This window comes from Mesorhizobium sp. B2-8-1 (assembly GCF_006440955.1).
Taxonomy (GTDB): Bacteria; Pseudomonadota; Alphaproteobacteria; order Rhizobiales; family Rhizobiaceae; genus Mesorhizobium.
In genome coordinates this window covers 297,136-315,465 of record NZ_VFTX01000002.1, presented here as the reverse complement: position 1 = coordinate 315,465, position 18,330 = coordinate 297,136, and the positions used below count along the sequence as shown (strand labels likewise).

Annotated in this window: 21 protein-coding genes; 12 read left to right on the top strand and 9 right to left on the bottom strand. The window is 63.5% G+C overall.

What is annotated here, in order from left to right; translation table 11 throughout:
- Positions 1-33 precede the first annotated feature (33 nt).
- A complete protein-coding gene (locus FJ428_RS05845) occupies positions 34-1,173 on the top strand; it encodes an acyltransferase (protein WP_140879063.1) in 1,140 nt (379 codons plus the stop codon).
- Positions 1,174-1,179: 6 nt separating this feature from the next.
- Here FJ428_RS05845 and FJ428_RS05840 read toward each other — a convergent pair whose 3' ends face one another.
- From FJ428_RS05840 to FJ428_RS05820, 5 genes are all read right to left on the bottom strand, one after another.
- Positions 1,180-3,162 (bottom strand): glycoside hydrolase family 127 protein, encoded by a 1,983-nt coding sequence (locus FJ428_RS05840; protein ID WP_140879062.1) that lies wholly within the window; start codon positions 3,160-3,162, stop codon positions 1,180-1,182.
- 21 nt (positions 3,163-3,183) lie between these two features.
- Complete coding sequence (locus FJ428_RS05835; protein WP_140879061.1) at positions 3,184-4,041, bottom strand: carbohydrate ABC transporter permease; 858 nt, start codon at positions 4,039-4,041, stop codon at positions 3,184-3,186.
- On the bottom strand, positions 4,041-4,967 hold the full coding sequence (locus tag FJ428_RS05830) for a sugar ABC transporter permease (RefSeq protein WP_140521387.1): 927 nt from the start codon (positions 4,965-4,967) through the stop codon (positions 4,041-4,043). Before FJ428_RS05830 ends, FJ428_RS05835 begins: the two co-directional genes overlap by 1 nt.
- A 374-nt stretch (positions 4,968-5,341) precedes the next feature.
- Positions 5,342-6,589 (bottom strand): sugar ABC transporter substrate-binding protein, encoded by a 1,248-nt coding sequence (locus FJ428_RS05825; protein ID WP_140879060.1) that lies wholly within the window; start codon positions 6,587-6,589, stop codon positions 5,342-5,344.
- Between the two features lie 63 nt (positions 6,590-6,652).
- Complete coding sequence (locus FJ428_RS05820; protein ID WP_140879059.1) at positions 6,653-7,702, bottom strand: LacI family DNA-binding transcriptional regulator; 1,050 nt, start codon at positions 7,700-7,702, stop codon at positions 6,653-6,655.
- A 727-nt stretch (positions 7,703-8,429) separates the two neighbouring features.
- On the opposite strand from FJ428_RS05820, the gene FJ428_RS05815 reads away from it, so the two are divergent.
- Positions 8,430-8,636: a hypothetical protein gene (locus FJ428_RS05815; RefSeq protein WP_140499194.1), complete on the top strand. Its 207-nt coding sequence runs from the start codon at positions 8,430-8,432 to the stop codon at positions 8,634-8,636.
- Between the two features lie 5 nt (positions 8,637-8,641).
- On the top strand, positions 8,642-8,833 hold the full coding sequence (locus FJ428_RS05810; RefSeq protein WP_140521391.1) for a hypothetical protein: 192 nt from the start codon (positions 8,642-8,644) through the stop codon (positions 8,831-8,833).
- A 23-nt stretch (positions 8,834-8,856) separates the two neighbouring features.
- Here FJ428_RS05810 and FJ428_RS05805 read toward each other — a convergent pair whose 3' ends face one another.
- Positions 8,857-9,123, bottom strand: a complete 267-nt coding sequence (locus FJ428_RS05805) for a DUF1488 domain-containing protein (RefSeq protein WP_140499190.1) — start codon at positions 9,121-9,123, stop codon at positions 8,857-8,859.
- Positions 9,120-9,368 (bottom strand): hypothetical protein, encoded by a 249-nt coding sequence (locus FJ428_RS05800; protein ID WP_140499188.1) that lies wholly within the window; start codon positions 9,366-9,368, stop codon positions 9,120-9,122. Before FJ428_RS05800 ends, FJ428_RS05805 begins: the two co-directional genes overlap by 4 nt.
- 245 nt (positions 9,369-9,613) lie before the next feature.
- Here FJ428_RS05800 and FJ428_RS05795 point away from each other — a divergent pair, with 245 nt between their 5' ends.
- From FJ428_RS05795 to FJ428_RS30210, 3 genes are all read left to right on the top strand, one after another.
- Positions 9,614-9,928, top strand: a complete 315-nt coding sequence (locus FJ428_RS05795; protein WP_140499186.1) for a co-chaperone GroES — start codon at positions 9,614-9,616, stop codon at positions 9,926-9,928.
- Between the two features lie 60 nt (positions 9,929-9,988).
- The gene (gene groL, locus FJ428_RS05790) at positions 9,989-11,617 is read left to right on the top strand and encodes a chaperonin GroEL (protein WP_140582610.1); all 1,629 of its coding nucleotides are present in this window, start codon (positions 9,989-9,991) and stop codon (positions 11,615-11,617) included.
- Positions 11,618-11,766: 149 nt separating this feature from the next.
- Complete coding sequence (locus tag FJ428_RS30210; protein WP_181167223.1) at positions 11,767-11,925, top strand: hypothetical protein; 159 nt, start codon at positions 11,767-11,769, stop codon at positions 11,923-11,925.
- Positions 11,926-11,942: 17 nt separating this feature from the next.
- Here FJ428_RS30210 and FJ428_RS05785 read toward each other — a convergent pair whose 3' ends face one another.
- The gene (locus tag FJ428_RS05785) at positions 11,943-12,356 is read right to left on the bottom strand and encodes an NUDIX domain-containing protein (RefSeq protein WP_140622843.1); all 414 of its coding nucleotides are present in this window, start codon (positions 12,354-12,356) and stop codon (positions 11,943-11,945) included.
- Between the two features lie 78 nt (positions 12,357-12,434).
- On the opposite strand from FJ428_RS05785, the gene FJ428_RS05780 reads away from it, so the two are divergent.
- A complete protein-coding gene (locus FJ428_RS05780; RefSeq protein WP_140499180.1) occupies positions 12,435-12,932 on the top strand; it encodes a GAF domain-containing protein in 498 nt (165 codons plus the stop codon).
- Between the two features lie 50 nt (positions 12,933-12,982).
- Here the strand turns inward: FJ428_RS05780 and FJ428_RS05775 are convergent, their stop codons facing one another.
- A complete protein-coding gene (locus FJ428_RS05775) occupies positions 12,983-14,047 on the bottom strand; it encodes a YeiH family protein (protein WP_140879058.1) in 1,065 nt (354 codons plus the stop codon).
- 418 nt (positions 14,048-14,465) lie between these two features.
- Between FJ428_RS05775 and FJ428_RS05770 the strand changes: the two genes are divergently transcribed.
- From FJ428_RS05770 to FJ428_RS05750, 5 genes are all read left to right on the top strand, one after another.
- Positions 14,466-14,933 carry a GNAT family N-acetyltransferase gene (locus FJ428_RS05770; protein ID WP_140879057.1) on the top strand — a complete coding sequence of 156 codons (468 nt, stop codon included), beginning with the start codon at positions 14,466-14,468 and terminating at the stop codon, positions 14,931-14,933.
- Between the two features lie 20 nt (positions 14,934-14,953).
- A complete protein-coding gene (locus FJ428_RS05765; protein ID WP_140879056.1) occupies positions 14,954-15,337 on the top strand; it encodes an ACT domain-containing protein in 384 nt (127 codons plus the stop codon).
- A 153-nt stretch (positions 15,338-15,490) separates the two neighbouring features.
- Positions 15,491-16,924 carry an aldehyde dehydrogenase family protein gene (locus tag FJ428_RS05760; RefSeq protein WP_140499172.1) on the top strand — a complete coding sequence of 478 codons (1,434 nt, stop codon included), beginning with the start codon at positions 15,491-15,493 and terminating at the stop codon, positions 16,922-16,924.
- A 297-nt stretch (positions 16,925-17,221) separates the two neighbouring features.
- Entirely contained in the window at positions 17,222-17,632 is a 411-nt protein-coding gene (locus tag FJ428_RS05755) for an MbcA/ParS/Xre antitoxin family protein (protein ID WP_140499170.1), read from the top strand.
- Positions 17,626-18,324 (top strand): RES family NAD+ phosphorylase, encoded by a 699-nt coding sequence (locus FJ428_RS05750; RefSeq protein WP_140879055.1) that lies wholly within the window; start codon positions 17,626-17,628, stop codon positions 18,322-18,324. The genes FJ428_RS05755 and FJ428_RS05750 overlap by 7 nt, the downstream gene beginning before the upstream one ends.
- Positions 18,325-18,330 lie beyond the last annotated feature (6 nt).

Genomic DNA, 18,330 nt, shown 5'->3' with positions numbered 1-18,330 from the left:
ACCGGCGAAGACGCGGTGGAGCGTGGGCCAACTATGAGATCTTCCACCGGAGAACATTATCCAGCACTGGACCATGTCCGCTGCCTGGCGGCTTTTTTGGTCTTCACCTGGCACTTCCTTCATCAGTCCCCTGAGGGTCCGGTATCGTATGGTTTCGTGCCGACTCTGCCCATATTTAGTGTTCTGGATGAAGGGCATACCGGTGTTTCATTGTTCATGGCGCTCTCCGGCTATCTGTTCGCCAAGCTTCTCGACGGAAAAAAGATCAAGTATCTGCCCTTCTTCGCCAACCGGGCGTTAAGGCTGCTTCCGCTTCTGCTGGCCGTGATAAGCATCGAGGCGTGCCGCAGATATCTGGCTGGCCAGTCCCTGCACGAGTATTTCACCGACATCGGCAAGGGCCTTGTCTTTCCAACCCTTCCGAATGGCGGCTGGTCGATAACCGTTGAAGCTCATTTCTATGCATTGCTGCCGTTTTTGCTGCTGGCATCCAAGCGGTTCCTATTCGCCCCCTTGCTGTTCATTGCAGCGGCTATATTGCTGCGGATTGGCCTCTATGAGCAGCTCGGCGAGGTGCAGTCGGCAGCGTACCGGTCCATCATAGGACATCTGGATCAGTTTCTGGCCGGCATTCTTGCTTTCCATCTTCGTGGTCACACGAAGAACCGGCACTGGCTGGCGCTGGCCGTGCTGGCGGCATTTTCAACCTTCTTCTGGTGGTTCGATGCCGCGGGCGGAATGTATCAGCTGGAGCGCTATCCATCACCACATTGGATATGGATCATCTTGCCGACCCTGGAAGCGGCAGCCTATTCTTTCGGCATCGCATACTACGATACGAGCTTTTCCAGCAGGCGAACTAGTCTACCTTTCAAGATCATCGAAAAGGCAGGGTCCTATAGTTATTCGATCTACCTTCTGCATCTGTTCTTCGTCATGCAGTTGGCTGCATTCATAGACACGAACGTCATGGACATCAGCAATTTCTATGTCGCATGCCTCTGGTCCTTGCTGTGCTTCCTGGCAACGATCCCAATCGGCCATCTCAGCTATGCGTGTATCGAAGCGCCATTTTTGCGCCTGCGCCTACGTTATTTGAACAGCAAGCCGGATGCGGTGGATTCGATCTCCCCCGGCATGCGATCGGCAGTTGCCACCGTCGACACACGCTGAACGGCCTCATCCGTCCCTCAGCCACACCAGCATCTCGCCGGGCTCGCGGTTGTCCCAGGCGAAATAGGGAATGGCGGTCAGCCGCGTCTGTCTGGCAGCGGGCGGATCGGTGCGGTAAAGCCCGTTTTGCCAGCCCTCATCGGTATCGGCCAGCGCTGTGGTCGAAAGCGCCACCACGCCGCCCAGCAGGTCCGGCTCGTCATGCGCCTCAATGCTTGCGGTGCGCGGCAATGCGATGCGGTGCAGGCTGCCGTCATTGTCGGTCGCCTCGACGCAGTAGATCAGCGGGCCGCGCGAGAGCGCCACGCGGCCGGCGTCCTGGCGCACCTGCGGGTTGGCGTAGAGCCGTTCGATCGGCATTTCGAGATCGAGGCGGACGCTATCGCCCTTCTTCCATGTGCGCCGGATCGCCGCGTAGCCATCGCTGGTGACGTCCTCGAGCTTCACCGTCTCGCCATTGACCTTGAGCGCCGCGCCGGCGCTCCATGCCGGCACGCGCAGATGCAGGGTGAACGCGACCGGCGCCTGCGGCTCGATGGTGATGGCGACCGCCCCGTCCCAGGGGTAGCGGCTCGCCTGCGTCAGTGCTACCGGCACGCCCGCTATGTCGAAACGAGCGGTGGAATCGCCATAGAGATGGACGGCAAGCGCGTCGTCCGCCAGGCTGTAGAAATAGCTGCCGATGGAGGCCACCATGCGCCCGATATTGGGCGGGCAGCACGGGCAGCGGTGCCATTTCCATCTGTTGTGCCGGCCCCGGCTTTCCAGCGGGTTTTCGTAGAAGAACAACGAGCCATCGAGCGACAGGCCCGAGATCGAGCCGTTGTAGAGCGCCCGCTCCATGATATCGGCATAGCGGGCGTTCGGCCCCATGCCGAGCATGCGGCTGGCCCAGAACACCAGGCCGACGGCGGCACAGGTCTCGGCGTAGGCGCTCTCATTGGGCAGGTCGAAATCGCTGGTGAAGCCCTCATTGTGCGCCGACGGCCCGAGCCCGCCGGTGATGTAGAGGTTCTTGCTGGTGAGATCGTCCCACAGCCGGTCGAGCGCCACCCGCAAGCTGTCGTCGCCATATTCGGTGGCGATGTCGGCCATGCCGGAATAGAGATACATCGCCCTGACCGCATGACCGACGACCTTGTCCTGCTCGCGCACCGGAATGTGCGACTGGCTGTATTCATACGTCTTGAAATGATAGGCCTTGGGATCGGTGCCGCGGGCGCGCGCCTCCTCGTCGAAATAATGCGGTTGCTGGCCGCGCTGGTCGATGAAGTATTTCGCCAGCTCCATGTATTTGTTCTCGCCAGTCACGCGCGCCAGCTTCACCAGCGCCAGCTCGATCTCCTCATGGCCGCAATAGCCTTTCTTCTTGCCCGGCTCGGGCCCGAGCACCGAGGCGATATGGTCGGCATAGCGGCACATGACGTCGAGCAGCTTGCGCTTGCCGGTCGCCTGGTAATAGGCGACGGCGCCCTCGATCAGGTGGCCGGCGCAATAGAGCTCGTGGCAATCGCGCAGATTGGTCCAGCGCAGGCCGGGTTGGATGCGCTGGTACCAGCTCGAGAGATAGCCGTCCGGCTGCTGCAGCTTTTCGTAGAGGTCGATGGCGGCGTCGATCTTCTTCTCCAGCTCCGGGTTCTTGGCGCGGTAGAGCGAATAGGCCGCCGTCTCGATCGTCTTGCCCCAGTCGGAGTCCCAGAACATCTGCGTCGTCACCGTCGAGCCGGTGAAGCCGGGGGAAGCCGCCTCGTCGGGCGAAGGGGAATGGAACGGGATGACGACGCCGGGCGAGGGCCGGTCCGGATCGATCTGCTCCAGCATGCCCGCCTCGACGCAGCGGTCGTAGAGGATATCGGCGGTGCGCGCGGCGACTGCATCGGCACGGTCGCCCCAGAAGCCGTGCACGTCGACCTGCGGCACCGGTAGCGGCCGGAAGGCGAGTTTGGGCCTGGAGGCGCTGGCAGGCCTGGCAGAAGACGATGCGGTCATGAACTTACTCCATTCGATCGATCACTTGACGGCCCCGGCCATCAGGCCGCGGATGTAGAAGCGCTGCAAAGCCAGGAACAGGATCAGGCACGGCACCATCATCACGGTGACGCCCGCCTGCACCGCGCCCCAGTCGATGGCGCCGAAGCGGCCGGACTGGAGTGCGGTCATCATCACCGGCAGCGTGAACTTGGACTGGTCGGTCATCAGCACCAAAGCGGCGAGGAACTCGTTCCAGGCGCCGAGAAAGGCGAACAGCGCGATGGTGACGACGCCCGGCCAGACCAGCGGCAGCATCACCTTCAACAGCATGGTGGCGTTTCCGGCGCCGTCCATGCGCGCGGCCTCCTCGATCTCGCGCGGCACCGCGTCGAAGGCGTTGCGCATCATGAAGATCGAGAACGGCAGTTGCAGCGTCACATAGACGCCGACCAGCCCGGTCAGCGTGTTGTGCAGGCCGAGCTTGGTGAGCACCAGGAAGATCGGCGTCAGGATCGACTGGAACGGGATCATGATCGTCGACAGGATGAGGACGAAGAACAGGTCCTTGAGCGGAAATCGGAAACGCGAGAAACCGTAGCCGGCGAGCACGGAGACGACGACCGAGACCAGCACCGTCATGACAGAGACGTAGATGCTGTTCTGCGCCGAGACCCAGAGCCCGTCGCCGAAGGTGTTGAGCGTGGCGTAGTTCTGCAGCGAGAAGCCTGTCGTCGGCCAGGGCGGCAACGGCGGCTGGCGCGCCTCCTGCGCCGGCTTGAAGGCCGACAGCGCGGCCCACACGATCGGTGCCACGAACAGCACCGAGGCGACGATGCCGGTCGAGTGCCTGACGACGCTGGCGGCGAGCTTGCCTTGAGCGGACATTGCCTGCGCCATCAGTCGAGGCCCTCGGGCTTCCTCAGCAGCCAGAGCTGCACGAGGCTGAGCGCCACCAGGATCACCAGCAGCACCATGGAGAGCGCCGCGCCATAGCCGAGCTTGAACGACACGAAGGACTGGTTGAAAATCCAGTACACCGCCGTCAGCGTCTGGTTGCGCGGGCCGCCGCGCAGGATGATGTAGAACTGGTCGAAGGCGAGGACCGAGCCGGCCACCGACAGGATCAGCGCCAGCGCCAGCGTGCGGCGCATCAGCGGCAAGGTGATGGCCCGGAACCTCGCGAACGGGCCGGCGCCGTCGATGACGGCGGCCTCCTGCAAATCCTGCGGGATCGATTGCAGGCCGGTCATCAGGATGATCATGGTGAAGCCGGCGACCTTCCACACCACCATGGCGATGATCGACCAGAAGGCCGGCTGGAAGGTGGCCAGAAGGTTGAATTTCCTGTCGATCAGGCCGAGGTTGTAGGCGGCCGGGCTGAACAGGCCGGAATCGACGTTGAGCAGCCATGACCAGAGCAGGCTCGCCGAGGCGAAACCGACCACCGCCGGCATGAAGAAGGCGGTGCGATAGAGATTGGTCAGCGGGCGCGGCCGCTCGATGAAGATGGCCAGCGGGAAGGCGACGGCGAAGATCGCGATGGTGACGATCACAGTGTAGTAGCCGGTGAATTTCAGTGCGTTCCAGAACCTGGTGTCGCGCAGGATCGCGGCATAGTTGTCGAGGCCGATGAAGGAGTGCCCGCCCATCAGCGGCCAGTTGTGCAGCGACATCCACGCCGTCATGCCGAGCGGGATGACGAAGAACACCATGACCAGCGCCACGGCCGGCGCGACGTAGATGAGACCGATCCATTGCCGTCGCCCGGCGCCGACGAGTTTTCGGGCGCGGGGCGGGGCGGTGGTTGCTGTGATGGTGGTCATGGCTGGCCCGCTTTTCCTTCTCCCCTTGTGGGGTGAGCGGCCGGTTCGCCGGAGGCGAATTCATCGTGCCAGTGGCACGATGAAAGGCCGGCGAACACCGGGACGCTGCGAAGCAGCGGGGACCCGGCAGAGTGGATCGGCCACCACCCGGCCCTTCGCAGGCTCAGGGCGTTCGAAGCTCGAAAAGCCAAGCAGTTGGCTTTTCGTCCGCTGCGCGGACCGCTTCTCACCCCACAAGGGGAGAAGGGGAGGCGAAGTGCGCTAGGTCCCAAGCTGTCGATGCTAGTGAGTCTTCTCAACGCGATAGCCCTGTATCTGAACCAAACAATATCCGGCCACCCGCTCAGGGAGACAGGCGGGCGGCCGGCAGGCGCCTATTTCTGCGGCGCCTGGTCGATGATCGACTGCATAGTCTCCTGCGCATTGGCGATGGCGCCGTCGACGTCGTCGCCGAAGAACACCTCGTTGACCATCTGCGTCCACGGGCCGTTGGCGGAGTTGATCAGGTCGTTGAAGACCACCGAATAGGGCGTCTTGCCCTTGGCCATGGCCTCGGCTGCGACCTGGTAGCGCGGGTCGAGGTCCTTCAGCGCGTCCTTGGCGATGTCGCCGCGCACCGGCAGGCTGCCATATTTGGCCAGGATCGTCTGGCCTTCCAGCGAATAGGCGAAGTCGAGGAACTCCTTCACCACATCGATCTTCTTGGTGCCCTTGGTGACGACGAAATTGTCGCCGCCGGCAAAGGACGACCAGCCGCCATCCTTGCCCGGCAGGAAGGTGATGCCGTAGTCGATATCGGGATACTGGGTGTTGAGCGCGCCGATAGCGAAGGCACCCGACGGCGAGATGCCGATGTTGCCGCCGGCGAAGGCGGCGAAGAAATTGGCGCCGGTGTCGGTCTGGGCGCCTTCCGGCACCAGGCCCTTCTTGACCATCGAACGATAGAGATCGATGGCGCCGCGCAGCTGCGGGCTGTCCAGCGTCGCCTTGGAGCCGTCCTGCGAGAGGATGTCGCCGCCCGAGGCCCAGACCAGCGGCGTGAAGGTGAAGATGTTGCAGCCGCCGCAATTGCCGGAGAAGTAGAAGCCCTTGATGTTGCCGCCGAGCGCGTTGACTTTTTCGGCGTCGGCTTCGATCTCGGCCCAATTGGCTGGGCCCTTTTCGGGGTCGAGGCCGGCCTGCTTGAACAGCTTCTTGTTCCAGATCAGCACCGAGGCGTCGGCGGAGAAGGGCAGGCCGTAGATGCGGTCCTTGTACGTGCCGGTCTTCACATGAGCCGGCGACAGGCTGGCGAAATAGGGGAGCGACTTGGCCCAGTCGGTGATGTCCTCCAACTGACCGGCGGCAGCAAAGGAGGGCGTGTAGATCAGGTCGAGCGATAGCGCGTCGGGCGCCGTGCCGCCGGCGGCGGCAGCACCGTATTTCGGAATGATCTCGGCGTTGGGGATGATGTCGAGCTTGATCTGGTTGGTGTGGCTTTTATTGTAGGCATCGACGATGCGCGGCATGAAGTTCGAGCCGTCGGCGCGCACCCAGATGTTGGCGGTCTCGGCGGCGGCAAATTGCAGCCCGCAGCCGAATACGGCGGCCGTCAAGGCCAGCCTGGCAATCAAAGTCCTCATATTCTCCTCCTCCACGTTTTGGCCGCGACGCGCGGCTTGCCGCCGATTGCGGCGTTTGGTTCTTCAGCCGTCCGGCAGGCGGCCGCAGGACTGACGCACCACCAGCCGGCACGGCAGTTTCCGGATGCCTGGCGCGGCGGGCTTGCCGCCGACCAGGGAAAGCAAGGTCAGCCCCGCTTCGCGGCCGAGCGCAGCTAGGTTCATGTCGACCGAGGTCAGCGGCGGGCGCGTCGCTTCGGCCACGATCTCCCAATTGTCGAAACCGATGACGCCGACATCGCCGGGCACGTCGAGACCGCGTTCGCGCAAGGCATCGATGACGCCGCGCGCGATCTGGTCGTTGCCGCAGAAGACGGCGTCCGGTCTTTCGCTTGCGTCCTCGGCCGCGCTGTCGAACAGCCTCGCCACGGCTTCGTGTCCCCAGGCCTCCGACCACGAGCCGAGCAGCGGCTCGGTGACCGACAGGCCGTTCTCGGTCAGAACATCGCGATAGGCCTGGGCCCTGGCGTGCACCACGGCAAAGCTCGCCGGTCCCGAGACATGGGCGATGCGCCTGCGGCCGAGCCGACAGAAATGCTCCACTGCCAGCCGCGCGCCGCCAGCGTCGTCGGAGACGAAGGCGACGGCGTCGGGATCGGGCTGGGTGAAGGCATAGATCACCGGAATGCGCAGATTGGACAGATCGACCGGCAGAAGACGGTCGATGCGCTTGCCGGTGGCGATGATGCCGTCGACGCGCTTGTCGAGCATGGCCTCGACATGGAGCTGGCCGAGACGCGGATCCTCCTCGACATTGCACAGGAACACCGAAACGCCGGCGTCGACCAGCGCGTCGGAAATGCCCGACATCAGCGGCAGCGAGAAGCGGCCATAGGTATCGTTGGTGAGCAGGCCGACGGTGAAGGAGCGTCGCCGCAGCAGGCTCTGTGCCAGGCTGTTGGGCCGGAAGCCGAGGCGCTGCGCGGTCTCGCGGATGCGCTCGCGGGTCTCGGCGGTCATGCGGCCCTGGTCGTTGAGCGCCTTCGAGGCGGTGGCGACGCTGACGCCAGCCTCGGCCGCCACGTCACGCAAGGTGACGGGCTTGGGAAAGGCTGGCTGATCGTCCAATGCCATTGCGGCGAAAATCCCGATTGGGAAAAGGTTTTCTCTTACAGGCCGGAATGACCCGGCCAATGGCCGAGCCCGCTCGGAAATGTTTGGAAAAACCTTTTCTCAACCCAAACTAGGCCAGATCCAGAGGCTGTTCAAGAGGAAAAGTGGCTGGTCCTCCGGTGGTGCGAAGTGGCCGCCGGAGGGCGGGCTCACGGGCTCGGCGCCCGGCGAGTTCATCAGGCGAATTCCTGATCGGCAGCCGTCAGTGCTGCCCACGGCGCGAGCCGGCCAAAGCAGCAATCGGCGACATGTCTACAAACGACTCTTCGGTCTTAACGCTTGCGCAAATATTATCGGTTAGTTCGCTAGTCATGGCCTCGTGGCGGAGCGGCTACGCTGGAGACGGCAAATCTCTGAAGCCTCGGTTCGATCCCGAGGCGAGGCCTCCAAAAATCATATGACGTAGAGCCTGCGTCGGACCATCAAGGGCGATGGGTCTTGCCAGCTTGCATTTGCGGCCTGGGCCGGACAGGTCCTCGTCTTCGTTGTGACGCTGACGCGCCGGCAAGAAGACTGCTACCCAGCCGACTTGCGCGCTTTCAGCATCTGACGATCGGGGTCACGTGGCATGCGGCCGGCGTTAAAGCAGCCTATTTGCATTTGGCATGCAGGGCACTCGCCAAAAGAGTGCTATGGAAGGGCGAGAGCTTGCCCGCTCCGACTTTCCCCGACATTCGAGGCCATTTTCGTGCGTGAACCGTCGCTGTTGCCCGTCTTTGGAAAACTTGGCGCCAAGGGACCCCGTGTCGTCGCGGTGGAACCGGTCCCGTCGGCAGGTATCGCCCCACGGCTGCGGGAGGCCCTGGCCGCCCATGGCGGCATGGTGCTGAAGCTGTCGGTCGTCGCCTGGACGATATCGGTCCTGGGCATGGTCTTCTTCATGTTGCAGGGCTGAGGCAAATGGCCAACCGCTACGCACTGCGCATGGACTTGCCCCAAAGCTGGGCCATCATCGACGTCTTCACCGGCCAGCCCGTCGTCGTCAGGCAAAGGGCGATGGTCGGCATGAGCCCGCGCGACGCCAACGCCATGGTCGATCAGATGAATGTCCGGGACGTCAAGCGCCGGGAGAAGGCGGAGCGTAAATCCTGATCCAGCGCCGTTCGCCTGTCGTCTCAGCGGAAGTCGTCGGCCGTCAGCACATACATGCTCTTGCGCGTGCGGTCATAGGCCTTTGACGCTACGTCCCGGATGACACTGCTCTCGGTGTCGAAGGTGGCGAGATAGCCGGCTTCATTGGCTGCCGTCGCCGGCTGCATCCTGGTCATGGCATCGGCGGCGACCGAGAAGGAAATCTGGAACATGCCGTCATAGCCGACGAACCGGATGCGCTTGCCGGCTTCGTCGTAGCTGCGGCTGCGGTTGGGGAAGGTCAGGCTCATGATTTTGCCTCCGTCGTTTTCTTCACCGCGCGTTTCTTCTTCGGCGTCGGGTTCAGGGCCTCGGCCACGCGGTCGGCTTCTTCCTTGGCCAGCCGCAATTGCCTCAGCCTTGCCGTCTTGATCTCCCTGGCCCTCGCTTCGGACATATATTCGGCGGTTGCCTTGTTGCGCTCCGCCGTCTTCTTCTGCTTGTCGACAAAGCGCGCTTCAGCTTTTTCCATGATCGTCTGGTTGCCGTCGGCCATCGAGGAAATCTCCCTTGCGTCTGAAATCGTGAAAATGAACTTGTCCGATAAATAGGCACTCTGCCGGGAAAATTCAAATTTTTGAAATATTTGGTCGTTTTCCGACCCGATGAAACCGGGCGCCGAAATAATACTATGGTTATTCAATATCCGCTCGGAATAAATTTTGGCACTCCTATCTATCGAGTGCCAAAGAGCCTATAGAAGGGGGCGGCCGCCTATGCCGGCCCCAGAAAGAAGTTCTCATGAAATTTCGGCCACTCCACGACCGCGTCGTCATCCGGCGCGCCGAAGGCGATATCAAATCCAAGGGCGGCATCATCATTCCCGACAATGCCAAGGAAAAGCCGCAGGAAGGCGAAGTGATCGCGGTTGGTCCCGGCGCCCGCGACGAAAACGGCGCACTTGTTCCGCTCGACGTCAAGGCCGGCGACTTGATCCTGTTCGGCAAATGGTCGGGCACGGAGGTCAAGATCGACGGCGAGGATCTTCTGATCATGAAGGAAGCCGACATCATGGGCGTTATCGAAAAGAGCATCGAAGCCAAGAAGGCCGCCTGACTGAAGCGCCGCGCCTCTGCGCGGTGACGGCTCCACTCCAAATGCGAACTGGATAAAATCATGTCTGCCAAGGAAATCAAATTCTCCACCGATGCGCGCGACCGTATGCTGCGCGGCGTCGAGATCCTCACCAATGCGGTCAAGGTCACGCTCGGCCCCAAGGGCCGCAACGTCATCATCGACAAGGCCTATGGGGCGCCGCGCATCACCAAGGACGGCGTCACCGTCGCCAAGGAAATCGAGCTTGCCGACAAGTTCGAGAACATGGGCGCGCAGATGGTGCGCGAAGTGGCCTCGAAGACCAACGACCTCGCCGGCGACGGCACCACCACTGCCACGGTGCTGGCCGCCTCGATCCTGCGCGAAGGCGCCAAGCTGGTTGCCGCCGGCATGAACCCGATGGACCTCAAGCGCGGCATCGACCAGGCCGTCGCGGCCGTCGTCGTGGAAATCAAGGCGAAGGCCAAGAAGGTCAAATCGTCGGCCGAGATCGCGCAGGTCGGCACAATCGCCGCCAATGGCGATGCCAGCGTCGGCGAGATGATCGCCAAGGCGATGGACAAGGTCGGAAATGACGGCGTCATCACCGTCGAGGAAGCCAAGACCGCGAACACCGAACTCGACGTCGTCGAAGGCATGCAGTTCGACCGCGGCTATCTCTCGCCCTATTTCGTCACCAATGCCGACAAGATGCGCGCGGAGCTGGAAGAGCCCTATATTCTAATCCACGAGAAGAAGCTCGGCAATCTGCAGGCAATGCTGCCGATCCTCGAAGCGGTGGTGCAGAGCGGCAGGCCGCTGCTGATCATCTCCGAGGACGTCGAAGGCGAGGCTCTGGCGACGCTGGTCGTCAACAAGCTGCGCGGCGGCCTCAAGGTCGCGGCCGTCAAGGCGCCGGGCTTCGGCGACCGCCGCAAGGCGATGCTGGAAGACATCGCGGTGCTCACATCCGGCCAGATGATCTCCGAGGATCTCGGCATCAAGCTGGAGAACGTCACCATCGAGATGCTCGGCCGCGCCAAGCGCGTGCTGATCGAAAAGGACACCACCACGATCATCGACGGCGCCGGCACCAAGGCGACCATTCAGGCGCGTGTCGCCCAGATCAAGGGCCAGATCGAGGAAACCACCTCCGACTATGACAAGGAGAAGCTGCAGGAGCGGCTGGCCAAGCTCTCCGGCGGCGTTGCCGTCATCCGCGTCGGCGGCGCCACCGAGTCGGAAGTCAAGGAAAAGAAGGATCGCATCGACGACGCGCTGAACGCCACGCGCGCGGCGGTCGAGGAAGGCATCGTGCCGGGCGGCGGCGTGGCCCTGCTGCGTGCCAGGACGGCGCTTGCCGGCCTGAACGGCGCCAATGCCGATGTCACCGCCGGCATCTCGATCGTGCTCAGGGCACTCGAAGCGCCGCTCCGCCAGATCGCCGAGAATTCGGGCGTTGAAGGCTCCGTTGTCGTCGGCAAGCTCTCCGACAGCAAGGATCACAACCAGGGTTTCGATGCCCAGAACGAGGCGTATGTCGACATGATCAAGGCGGGCATCGTCGATCCGGCGAAAGTGGTGCGCACCGCGTTGCAGGATGCCGGCTCGATCGCCGCGCTTTTGATCACCGCCGAAGCGATGATCTCGGACATTCCGGCCAAGGATGCCGCGCCTGCGGGCGGCGGTGGCGGCATGGGCGGCTACTAGGATTCGGCCGGCTCGCGAAGGTGGTTTCATAAAAGCCGTCTTTCAGACCTGATCCGTATCTCGCCGAACCGGCCTTTGCCGCAGGCGAGACGACTATCGCCGGGGGATTCTCCCCCGGCGCGCAAGCCTCTGGCCCAGGAGATCGATCCATGATCGTGTTCGTGCAGAAGCCACAGACGGTCGTCACGACCGAAACGACAGAGGAAAGCCGCTTCGACCGCATCCGCAGGATTGCCGCCGACAAGCACAAGAAATCCGAGCCCGACCCGGCAACGCCACAAAAGGGCGACCCCAAGCGTCCGATGTAATAGCGGCGCCGCCGCCGCTACATTCCGCTCAACCTCAGCACCACATCGCGCGTCAGCGGCGCAAGTTCGACGGAATTGGTCGAGCCGGGCTCCAGCCAGATGATCTCCTCGATCTCGGCGGCGGCTATCGGCTGGCCGTCGATGGAGAGCGCGAACAATTCCGCCTCGACCGTGCTGTCCGGCTCGTTGGCGGCCGTGGCCGAGAACAGGCCGAGCCAGGAGGTGGTGGCGGGGTCGACCGCCAATCCGAGTTCCTCGCGCAGTTCGCGCACCAGGGTGTCGAGCGGGGCCTCGCGCGGCTCGATCTTGCCGCCGGGCTGCATGAAGGCGCTGGTGCCGCGCTTGCGCACCAAAAGCAGCCGGCCCGACGCATCCGCGATGACGCCGGCAGCGATCCTGATCTTGCGGCTTTCGTGGCGGGTAGGATTCACGGTAGACTGTTCCGGTGGTCGTTTGGTGCAGAGCGCCTGCGGAAAACGGAACCGCGATTCTCAGTTCGGAGACAAGCCATGTTCGCAGCCAAAGCCATCGACACTTCGGACAAGGCCGCGTTCTACCGCGATCTTGCCGCGCAACTGAAGGCGCTGCTCGAGGGCGAGGGCGACTCGATCGCCAATGCCGCCAACACCGCGGCGCTGATCTTCCAGATGGTGCCCGATCTCAACTGGGCGGGCTTCTATTTCCTGGCCTCGGACGAGGAATTGGTGCTGGGTCCGTTCCAGGGCAAGCCGGCCTGCGTGCGCATTGCCGTAGGCAAGGGCGTATGCGGCACGGCGGTCGAACTCGGCACCTCGATGCTTATCAAGGACGTGCACGATTTCCCCGGCCACATCGCCTGCGACGCCGATTCGCGTTCGGAACTGGTCGTGCTTCTCGAAGACGATGAAGGCGTCTTCGGCGTGCTCGATCTCGACAGCCCGCTGCCCGGCCGCTTCGACAAGGCGGACCAGGCCGGCATCGAAACACTGGCCGCGATCTATGTGGCGGCGAGTTCGTTCGAGGATTAGGCGCTTTCCTGCCGGACAGAAGGGGCGCCGTAGAGCGCTACCTTTGGGGCCTAGGCCAACTTCACCAGCATCAGACTGAAGCCGCCGATGAATAGGAAGGCCGAGAAGGCGAGCGCCAGCGGGCGCAGGCCGCGCGAGCGCAGCTGCGAGATATCGGCCTGCAGGCCCATGGCGGCCAGCCCCATGGTCAGCATGATGGTGGTGGCGAGCGCCATCGCCGATTTCACTTCGGCGGGTATCGCGACAAGGCTGTTCAGAGCCACGACGGCGACGAAGGCGGCGACGAACCATGGCATGGGCGGGCGCGCCGCCTGCTGGTCGCTGCTGCTCTTGCGGCGCGCCATCAGGCCCAGCGCGATGACCATCGGCGCCAGCATGGCGACGCGGGTGAGCTTGGCGACGGTGGCGATCTCGCCCGATTGGGTGCCGTTCTGGAAGCCGGCGCCGATGACCTGCGCCACCTCATGGATCGAGGCGCCCGCCCACAGGCCGAAAGCATGCTGGTCGAGGCCGAGCAGCGGCGCCAGCAGCGGGAAGCCGAGCATGGCGACGGTGCCGAACAAGGTGATCGAGGCGACGGCGTAGGTGACGTCCTCGTCGCGCGCGTCGGTGACGATGTTGGTGGCCACGATTGCCGAGGCACCGCAGATCGAGGTGCCGGCGGCGATCAGCTGCGCCAGTTTCGCGTCGACGCCAATCAGCCGGCCGAGCGTGATGGTGAAGACGAAGGTGGCACCAAGGGTGGCTGCCACGATGCCGACACCGCCGGCGCCGATCGACACCACCTGGCCGAGCGTCAGCTGGAAACCGAGCAGCACTATGGCGAAGCGCAGCAGCCGGCGCTGCGAAAACGCGATGCCGGCCTTGGCGTGCGTCGGCGTGCCGAGCACGTTGGAGTAGATCATGCCGGCGACGACGGCTATTATCATCGGGCTGAACAGGGCAAAGCCGGAGACGTTGCGAGCCGAGAAGGCCACCGCAGTGATCATCGCGACCAATATCATACCGGGCACGGGTCCGGCCTTGGTCGAGTCGAGCGCCTTGCGGCGCTGCGCGGGTTCGGCGGAAGTCAGGCTTTTTGGAATATCGTTCGCAATGTGGGATAAGGAAGACAACGTCATGCTCCAGGCGACTTCGCCCGGGGAATGCCATTCCCCAACTAATCTTTCCAATGAATTATTTTCGTTAGAATGATCGATTTTTCAGGACGGTTTTCCGGCTTACGTGACCAAAATGCGGTCGTCGGCCAGGGCCGATACGGCATGCCTCTAATCAGGGTTGGTGAGGCAGCGCGGTAAAGAGGCTGGGGCACCGCCAGAAGGTGGCTTGGCGTTACCTTGACGGGCCACTCATGCTGCGCCAGCTTGGCGCCATGTTCGTTCTTCCCCGCGCCAATGTCATGCGACGCCGAACCTGTACACTGCGAGGCGGCATGATTGCGCGACGACGAGGAGTGGCCCGTTAATTCCGGTTCGTTCTTCCCAGCCCCGCCCGCGAAACCGCCGGCGGGCTTTTCATGTCTGGAGCCTCTCGATGAGCATCAATCCTTCCATCCAGTTCCGGCAGGCCGGGCCGGCGGACGCCACCGCCATCCGGGACATCGTGCGCTTGGCCTATGTCAAATGGGTGCCGCTGATCGGCCGCGAACCGCTGCCCATGCGTGCCGACTATGACATAGCCGTTGCCGAGCATGAGTTCGACCTTGCGATCGAGCAGGGCGAAATCGTCGGCGTGATCGAAACCATGCCGGCCGACGATCATGTCTGGATCGAGAATGTCTGCGTGGCACCGCATGCGCAGGGAAGGGGGATCGGCCGGCTGTTGCTGGAGCGGGCTGAACGCAAGGCGGCCGAAGCGGGCCGCAACGAACTTCGCCTGCTGACCAATGGCGCCTTCGCGGCCAATGTGTCGCTTTACAAGAGGCACGGCTATAGGATCGACCGGGAGGAGCCGTTCATGAACGGTACGACTGTTTATATGAGCAAGAGGCTCGCTGGATAGACCGCAATCGGAGTTCGACAATGGCTGCCAAAATCAGGCTGAAGCAACTGCCCGGGCTGTACGCGATTTCGCGGCTCGAGCCTGGAGCGAGCATTCCCGGTTGGGCGGACGGGCCAGGCTTCGTCAGCATCACCAGAACCGAGGATGAACTTTCGATCGTCTGTCTGCAGGATCGCGTTCCAGATGCCGTCAAACGGGATGACGAGTGGGTCGCCTTCAAGCTCCAAGGACCTTTCGCTTTCGATGAAACCGGCATCGTGTTGTCGATCATCAGGCCACTGTCGGAAAACGAGCTGGGCATTTTCGTGGTGTCGACTTTCGACGGCGATCACCTGCTGGTGAAAGCCGCCGATCGGGTCGCGGCGACACGGCTTCTGGGCGAAGCCGGGCATACTCTGCTTTAACTCGTTCTATTCCAGCTATCGCCCGCCCGGCTGGTTCAACCGCTCGCGGCTCGCTCACCAGTTCGGGGTTGCGTTTGACACCGCCATTCGCGCATCGTTATTTCTAACCAGATATCACGCCGGACGGCTGTGCGGCGCCCCTCAGGAGAAATCATGTCACACAATCTGCAGTTCTACATCGATGGCGCGTGGGTCGATCCTGTCGTGCCCAACACGATCGATGTCATCGATCCGTCGAACGAAGATAGCTTCGCGCAGATTTCGCTTGGTTCCAAGGCCGACGTCGACAAGGCGGTGGTCGCCGCGAAGCGGGCCTTCGGCACATTCGGCTTCACCTCGGTCGAGGAACGGCTCGACATCCTCAACCGCGTCATCGAGGTCTACAAGAAGCGCAGCCAGGACCTTGCGCTCGCCGTGTCACGCGAGATGGGCGCGCCGCGCCGGATGGCGCTCGACAGCCAGGTCGGCATCGGGCTCGCGCATCTGGCCAAGATGGCGGAAGTGCTGAAGAGCTTCCAGTTCCGGCAGGTCAAGGGCTCCTCGCTGATCGTCAAGGAGCCGATCGGCGTCGTCGGCCTGATCACGCCATGGAACTGGCCGCTGAACCAGATCACCTGCAAGGTGGGTCCGGCGCTTGCCGCCGGTTGCACCATGGTGCTGAAGCCATCCGAGATCGCGCCGCTCGACGCCATCATCTTCGCCGAGATCTTCGACGAGGCCGGCGTGCCGAAGGGCGTGTTCAACCTCGTCAATGGCGACGGCCCCGGCGTCGGCCAGGCGCTGTCCAGCCATCCCGATATCGACATGATGTCGTTCACCGGCTCCACCCGGGCCGGCATATTGGTGGCCAAGGCCGCCGCCGACACCGTCAAGCGCGTGCACCAGGAACTTGGCGGCAAGTCGGCCAACATCCTGTTCCCGGATGTCGACCTCGCCACCGCCGTGACCAAGGGCGTCGCCGGCTGCTTCAGCAACAGCGGCCAGTCCTGCAACGCGCCAACCCGTATGTTCGTGCCACGCGACCGTCATGACGAGGCGGCTTCCTACGCCAAGGCGGCGGCGGAAAAGTTCGTGGTCGGTCCGGCCGACGCTCCCGGCACCAAGCTCGGCCCTGTCGTCAGCCAGGCCCAGTTCGACAAGATCCAGGACATGATCCAGAGCGGCATAGACGAGGGCGCCACGCTGGTCGCGGGCGGCCCCGGCCGTCCGGCCGAACTCAACCGTGGCTACTATGTCAGGCCGACCGTGTTCGCCGATGTCACCCACGACATGCGCATCGCGCGCGAGGAGATTTTCGGGCCGGTGCTGGCCATCATGCCCTACGACACGGTCGAGCAGGCGGTCGAGCAGGCCAACGACACCGTCTACGGCCTTGCCTCCTATATCCAGGCCAAGGATATCCAGAAGGCGCGCGACGTCGCGGCGCGCATGCGCTCCGGCAACGTCTACATCAACTATCCCCAATGGGACGCCGGCCTGCCCTTCGGCGGCTACAAGCAATCCGGCAACGGCCGCGAATACGCCGAATACGGGCTGGAGGATTTTCTGGAGATCAAGGGTATCGCGGGGTATGAGGCGGCGGAGTAGGCGGACAAGAGCCGCCCTCACAGAACGTGGGTTCCTCGGCCCCGCAAAGCGGGGGAGAGGTGGCGGCGAAGCGGTCGGAGAGGGGGCTGCGGCGCTGGAAGGTTTTCACGGCATATCCACGCCGCGCCATTCCCCCGCTCCGTCTCGGCTTCGCCGAGCCACCTCTCCCCCACCTTTGTGGGGGCGAGGAACCCTGGTCTGTTATGCCGCGCCACCTTTTTAGGTGGCCGCTCTGGTCCTGTTTCCTTGCCAATTGGCAAATACATGCTATATGTCTGCCAATAGCGGGAGCAGAAAATGCAGCTTCAGTCCATCGTCACCACGCCGGCCGCGGTCGGCAGCGCCATCTCGGATGAAGAGGCGGGCGCCCTGGCGCGCACCACGGTCAACCTGTTCAAGGCGTGGGGCCTCACCGACCTCGAGGCCTGCATCCTGCTCGGCGGCATGTCGGCGCGGACCTGGGCGCGCTGGAAGGAAGGCGGCATCGGTCGGATCGACCGCGATCTGCGCACCCGCATGGCGCATCTGATGGGCATCCACAAGGGCTTGCGCTATCTCTTCACCGAGCCGGCGCGCGGCTATGCCTGGATCCGAAAACCCAACGCCACGTTCGGCGGCCAGTCGGCGCTCGACCTGATGCTGCGCGGCGAAATCTCCGACCTTGCCGCGATGCGCGAATGGCTCGACGCGGAGCGTGGTGCATGGTGAGTGGGCTCGCGGTCCGGCGCCGCGTCCACTGGCCCCAGACCTTCCGCATCATCCGCTCCATCCATCCGCCGATCGACCTCTTCGAGGACATTGCCGACCCACGCGATTGGGAAGCGCTGGCCGCCGTCGAGGAGAAGACCAATCCGCGCATCCGGCTGGAACTCGGCGACCTCGGCAAGGTTCCTGCCGAAAGGCGGGTGTCCGGACCCGGCGCAAGTTTCGTGATGGCGCCCTTCGTGCATTGCTCGACCTTGCGGCCCGGGCGGTTTTCCGATGGCAGCTACGGCATCTACTATGCCGGCGACAGCGAGGAGGTGGCGCTGGCCGAAACCATCCACCACCACCAGAATTTTATGCGCGCCACCAAGGAGGAGCCGGGCTGGACCGCGGATTTCCGCGTGCTGATCGGCAGCGTCGATCGCGACCTCGATGACGTCAACGCGGTGCCCGGCGCGCTTGACCCGGACGACTACACCGCCTCGCAGGCCGAAGGCCGCGCCTTGCGCGCGGCCGGCAGCGACGGGCTGGTGTGGAACAGCGTGCGCATGCCAAGCGGGCAGTGCATCGGCATCTTCTGGCCGGATGTGATCACCGTTCCCGTCCAGGGGAGGCACTACAGCTACCACTGGGACGGCCGCCGCGTGGATTTCGTGCGCCAGCACGATACGGGCAAGGTGCTGGCGGTCACTTGAAGGCGG

Coding starts and splice junctions, on each gene's coding strand:
- FJ428_RS05845 (WP_140879063.1), top strand. CDS start 34: ATGAGATCTTCCACCGGAGAACATTATCCAGCACTGGACCATGTCCGC.
- FJ428_RS05840 (WP_140879062.1), bottom strand. CDS start 3,162: ATGACCGCATCGTCTTCTGCCAGGCCTGCCAGCGCCTCCAGGCCCAAA.
- FJ428_RS05835 (WP_140879061.1), bottom strand. CDS start 4,041: ATGGCGCAGGCAATGTCCGCTCAAGGCAAGCTCGCCGCCAGCGTCGTC.
- FJ428_RS05830 (WP_140521387.1), bottom strand. CDS start 4,967: ATGACCACCATCACAGCAACCACCGCCCCGCCCCGCGCCCGAAAACTC.
- FJ428_RS05825 (WP_140879060.1), bottom strand. CDS start 6,589: ATGAGGACTTTGATTGCCAGGCTGGCCTTGACGGCCGCCGTATTCGGC.
- FJ428_RS05820 (WP_140879059.1), bottom strand. CDS start 7,702: ATGGCATTGGACGATCAGCCAGCCTTTCCCAAGCCCGTCACCTTGCGT.
- FJ428_RS05810 (WP_140521391.1), top strand. CDS start 8,642: ATGGCCAACCGCTACGCACTGCGCATGGACTTGCCCCAAAGCTGGGCC.
- FJ428_RS05805 (WP_140499190.1), bottom strand. CDS start 9,123: ATGAGCCTGACCTTCCCCAACCGCAGCCGCAGCTACGACGAAGCCGGC.
- FJ428_RS05800 (WP_140499188.1), bottom strand. CDS start 9,368: ATGGCCGACGGCAACCAGACGATCATGGAAAAAGCTGAAGCGCGCTTT.
- FJ428_RS05795 (WP_140499186.1), top strand. CDS start 9,614: ATGAAATTTCGGCCACTCCACGACCGCGTCGTCATCCGGCGCGCCGAA.
- groL (WP_140582610.1), top strand. CDS start 9,989: ATGTCTGCCAAGGAAATCAAATTCTCCACCGATGCGCGCGACCGTATG.
- FJ428_RS30210 (WP_181167223.1), top strand. CDS start 11,767: ATGATCGTGTTCGTGCAGAAGCCACAGACGGTCGTCACGACCGAAACG.
- FJ428_RS05780 (WP_140499180.1), top strand. CDS start 12,435: ATGTTCGCAGCCAAAGCCATCGACACTTCGGACAAGGCCGCGTTCTAC.
- FJ428_RS05770 (WP_140879057.1), top strand. CDS start 14,466: ATGAGCATCAATCCTTCCATCCAGTTCCGGCAGGCCGGGCCGGCGGAC.
- FJ428_RS05765 (WP_140879056.1), top strand. CDS start 14,954: ATGGCTGCCAAAATCAGGCTGAAGCAACTGCCCGGGCTGTACGCGATT.
- FJ428_RS05760 (WP_140499172.1), top strand. CDS start 15,491: ATGTCACACAATCTGCAGTTCTACATCGATGGCGCGTGGGTCGATCCT.
- FJ428_RS05755 (WP_140499170.1), top strand. CDS start 17,222: ATGCAGCTTCAGTCCATCGTCACCACGCCGGCCGCGGTCGGCAGCGCC.
- FJ428_RS05750 (WP_140879055.1), top strand. CDS start 17,626: ATGGTGAGTGGGCTCGCGGTCCGGCGCCGCGTCCACTGGCCCCAGACC.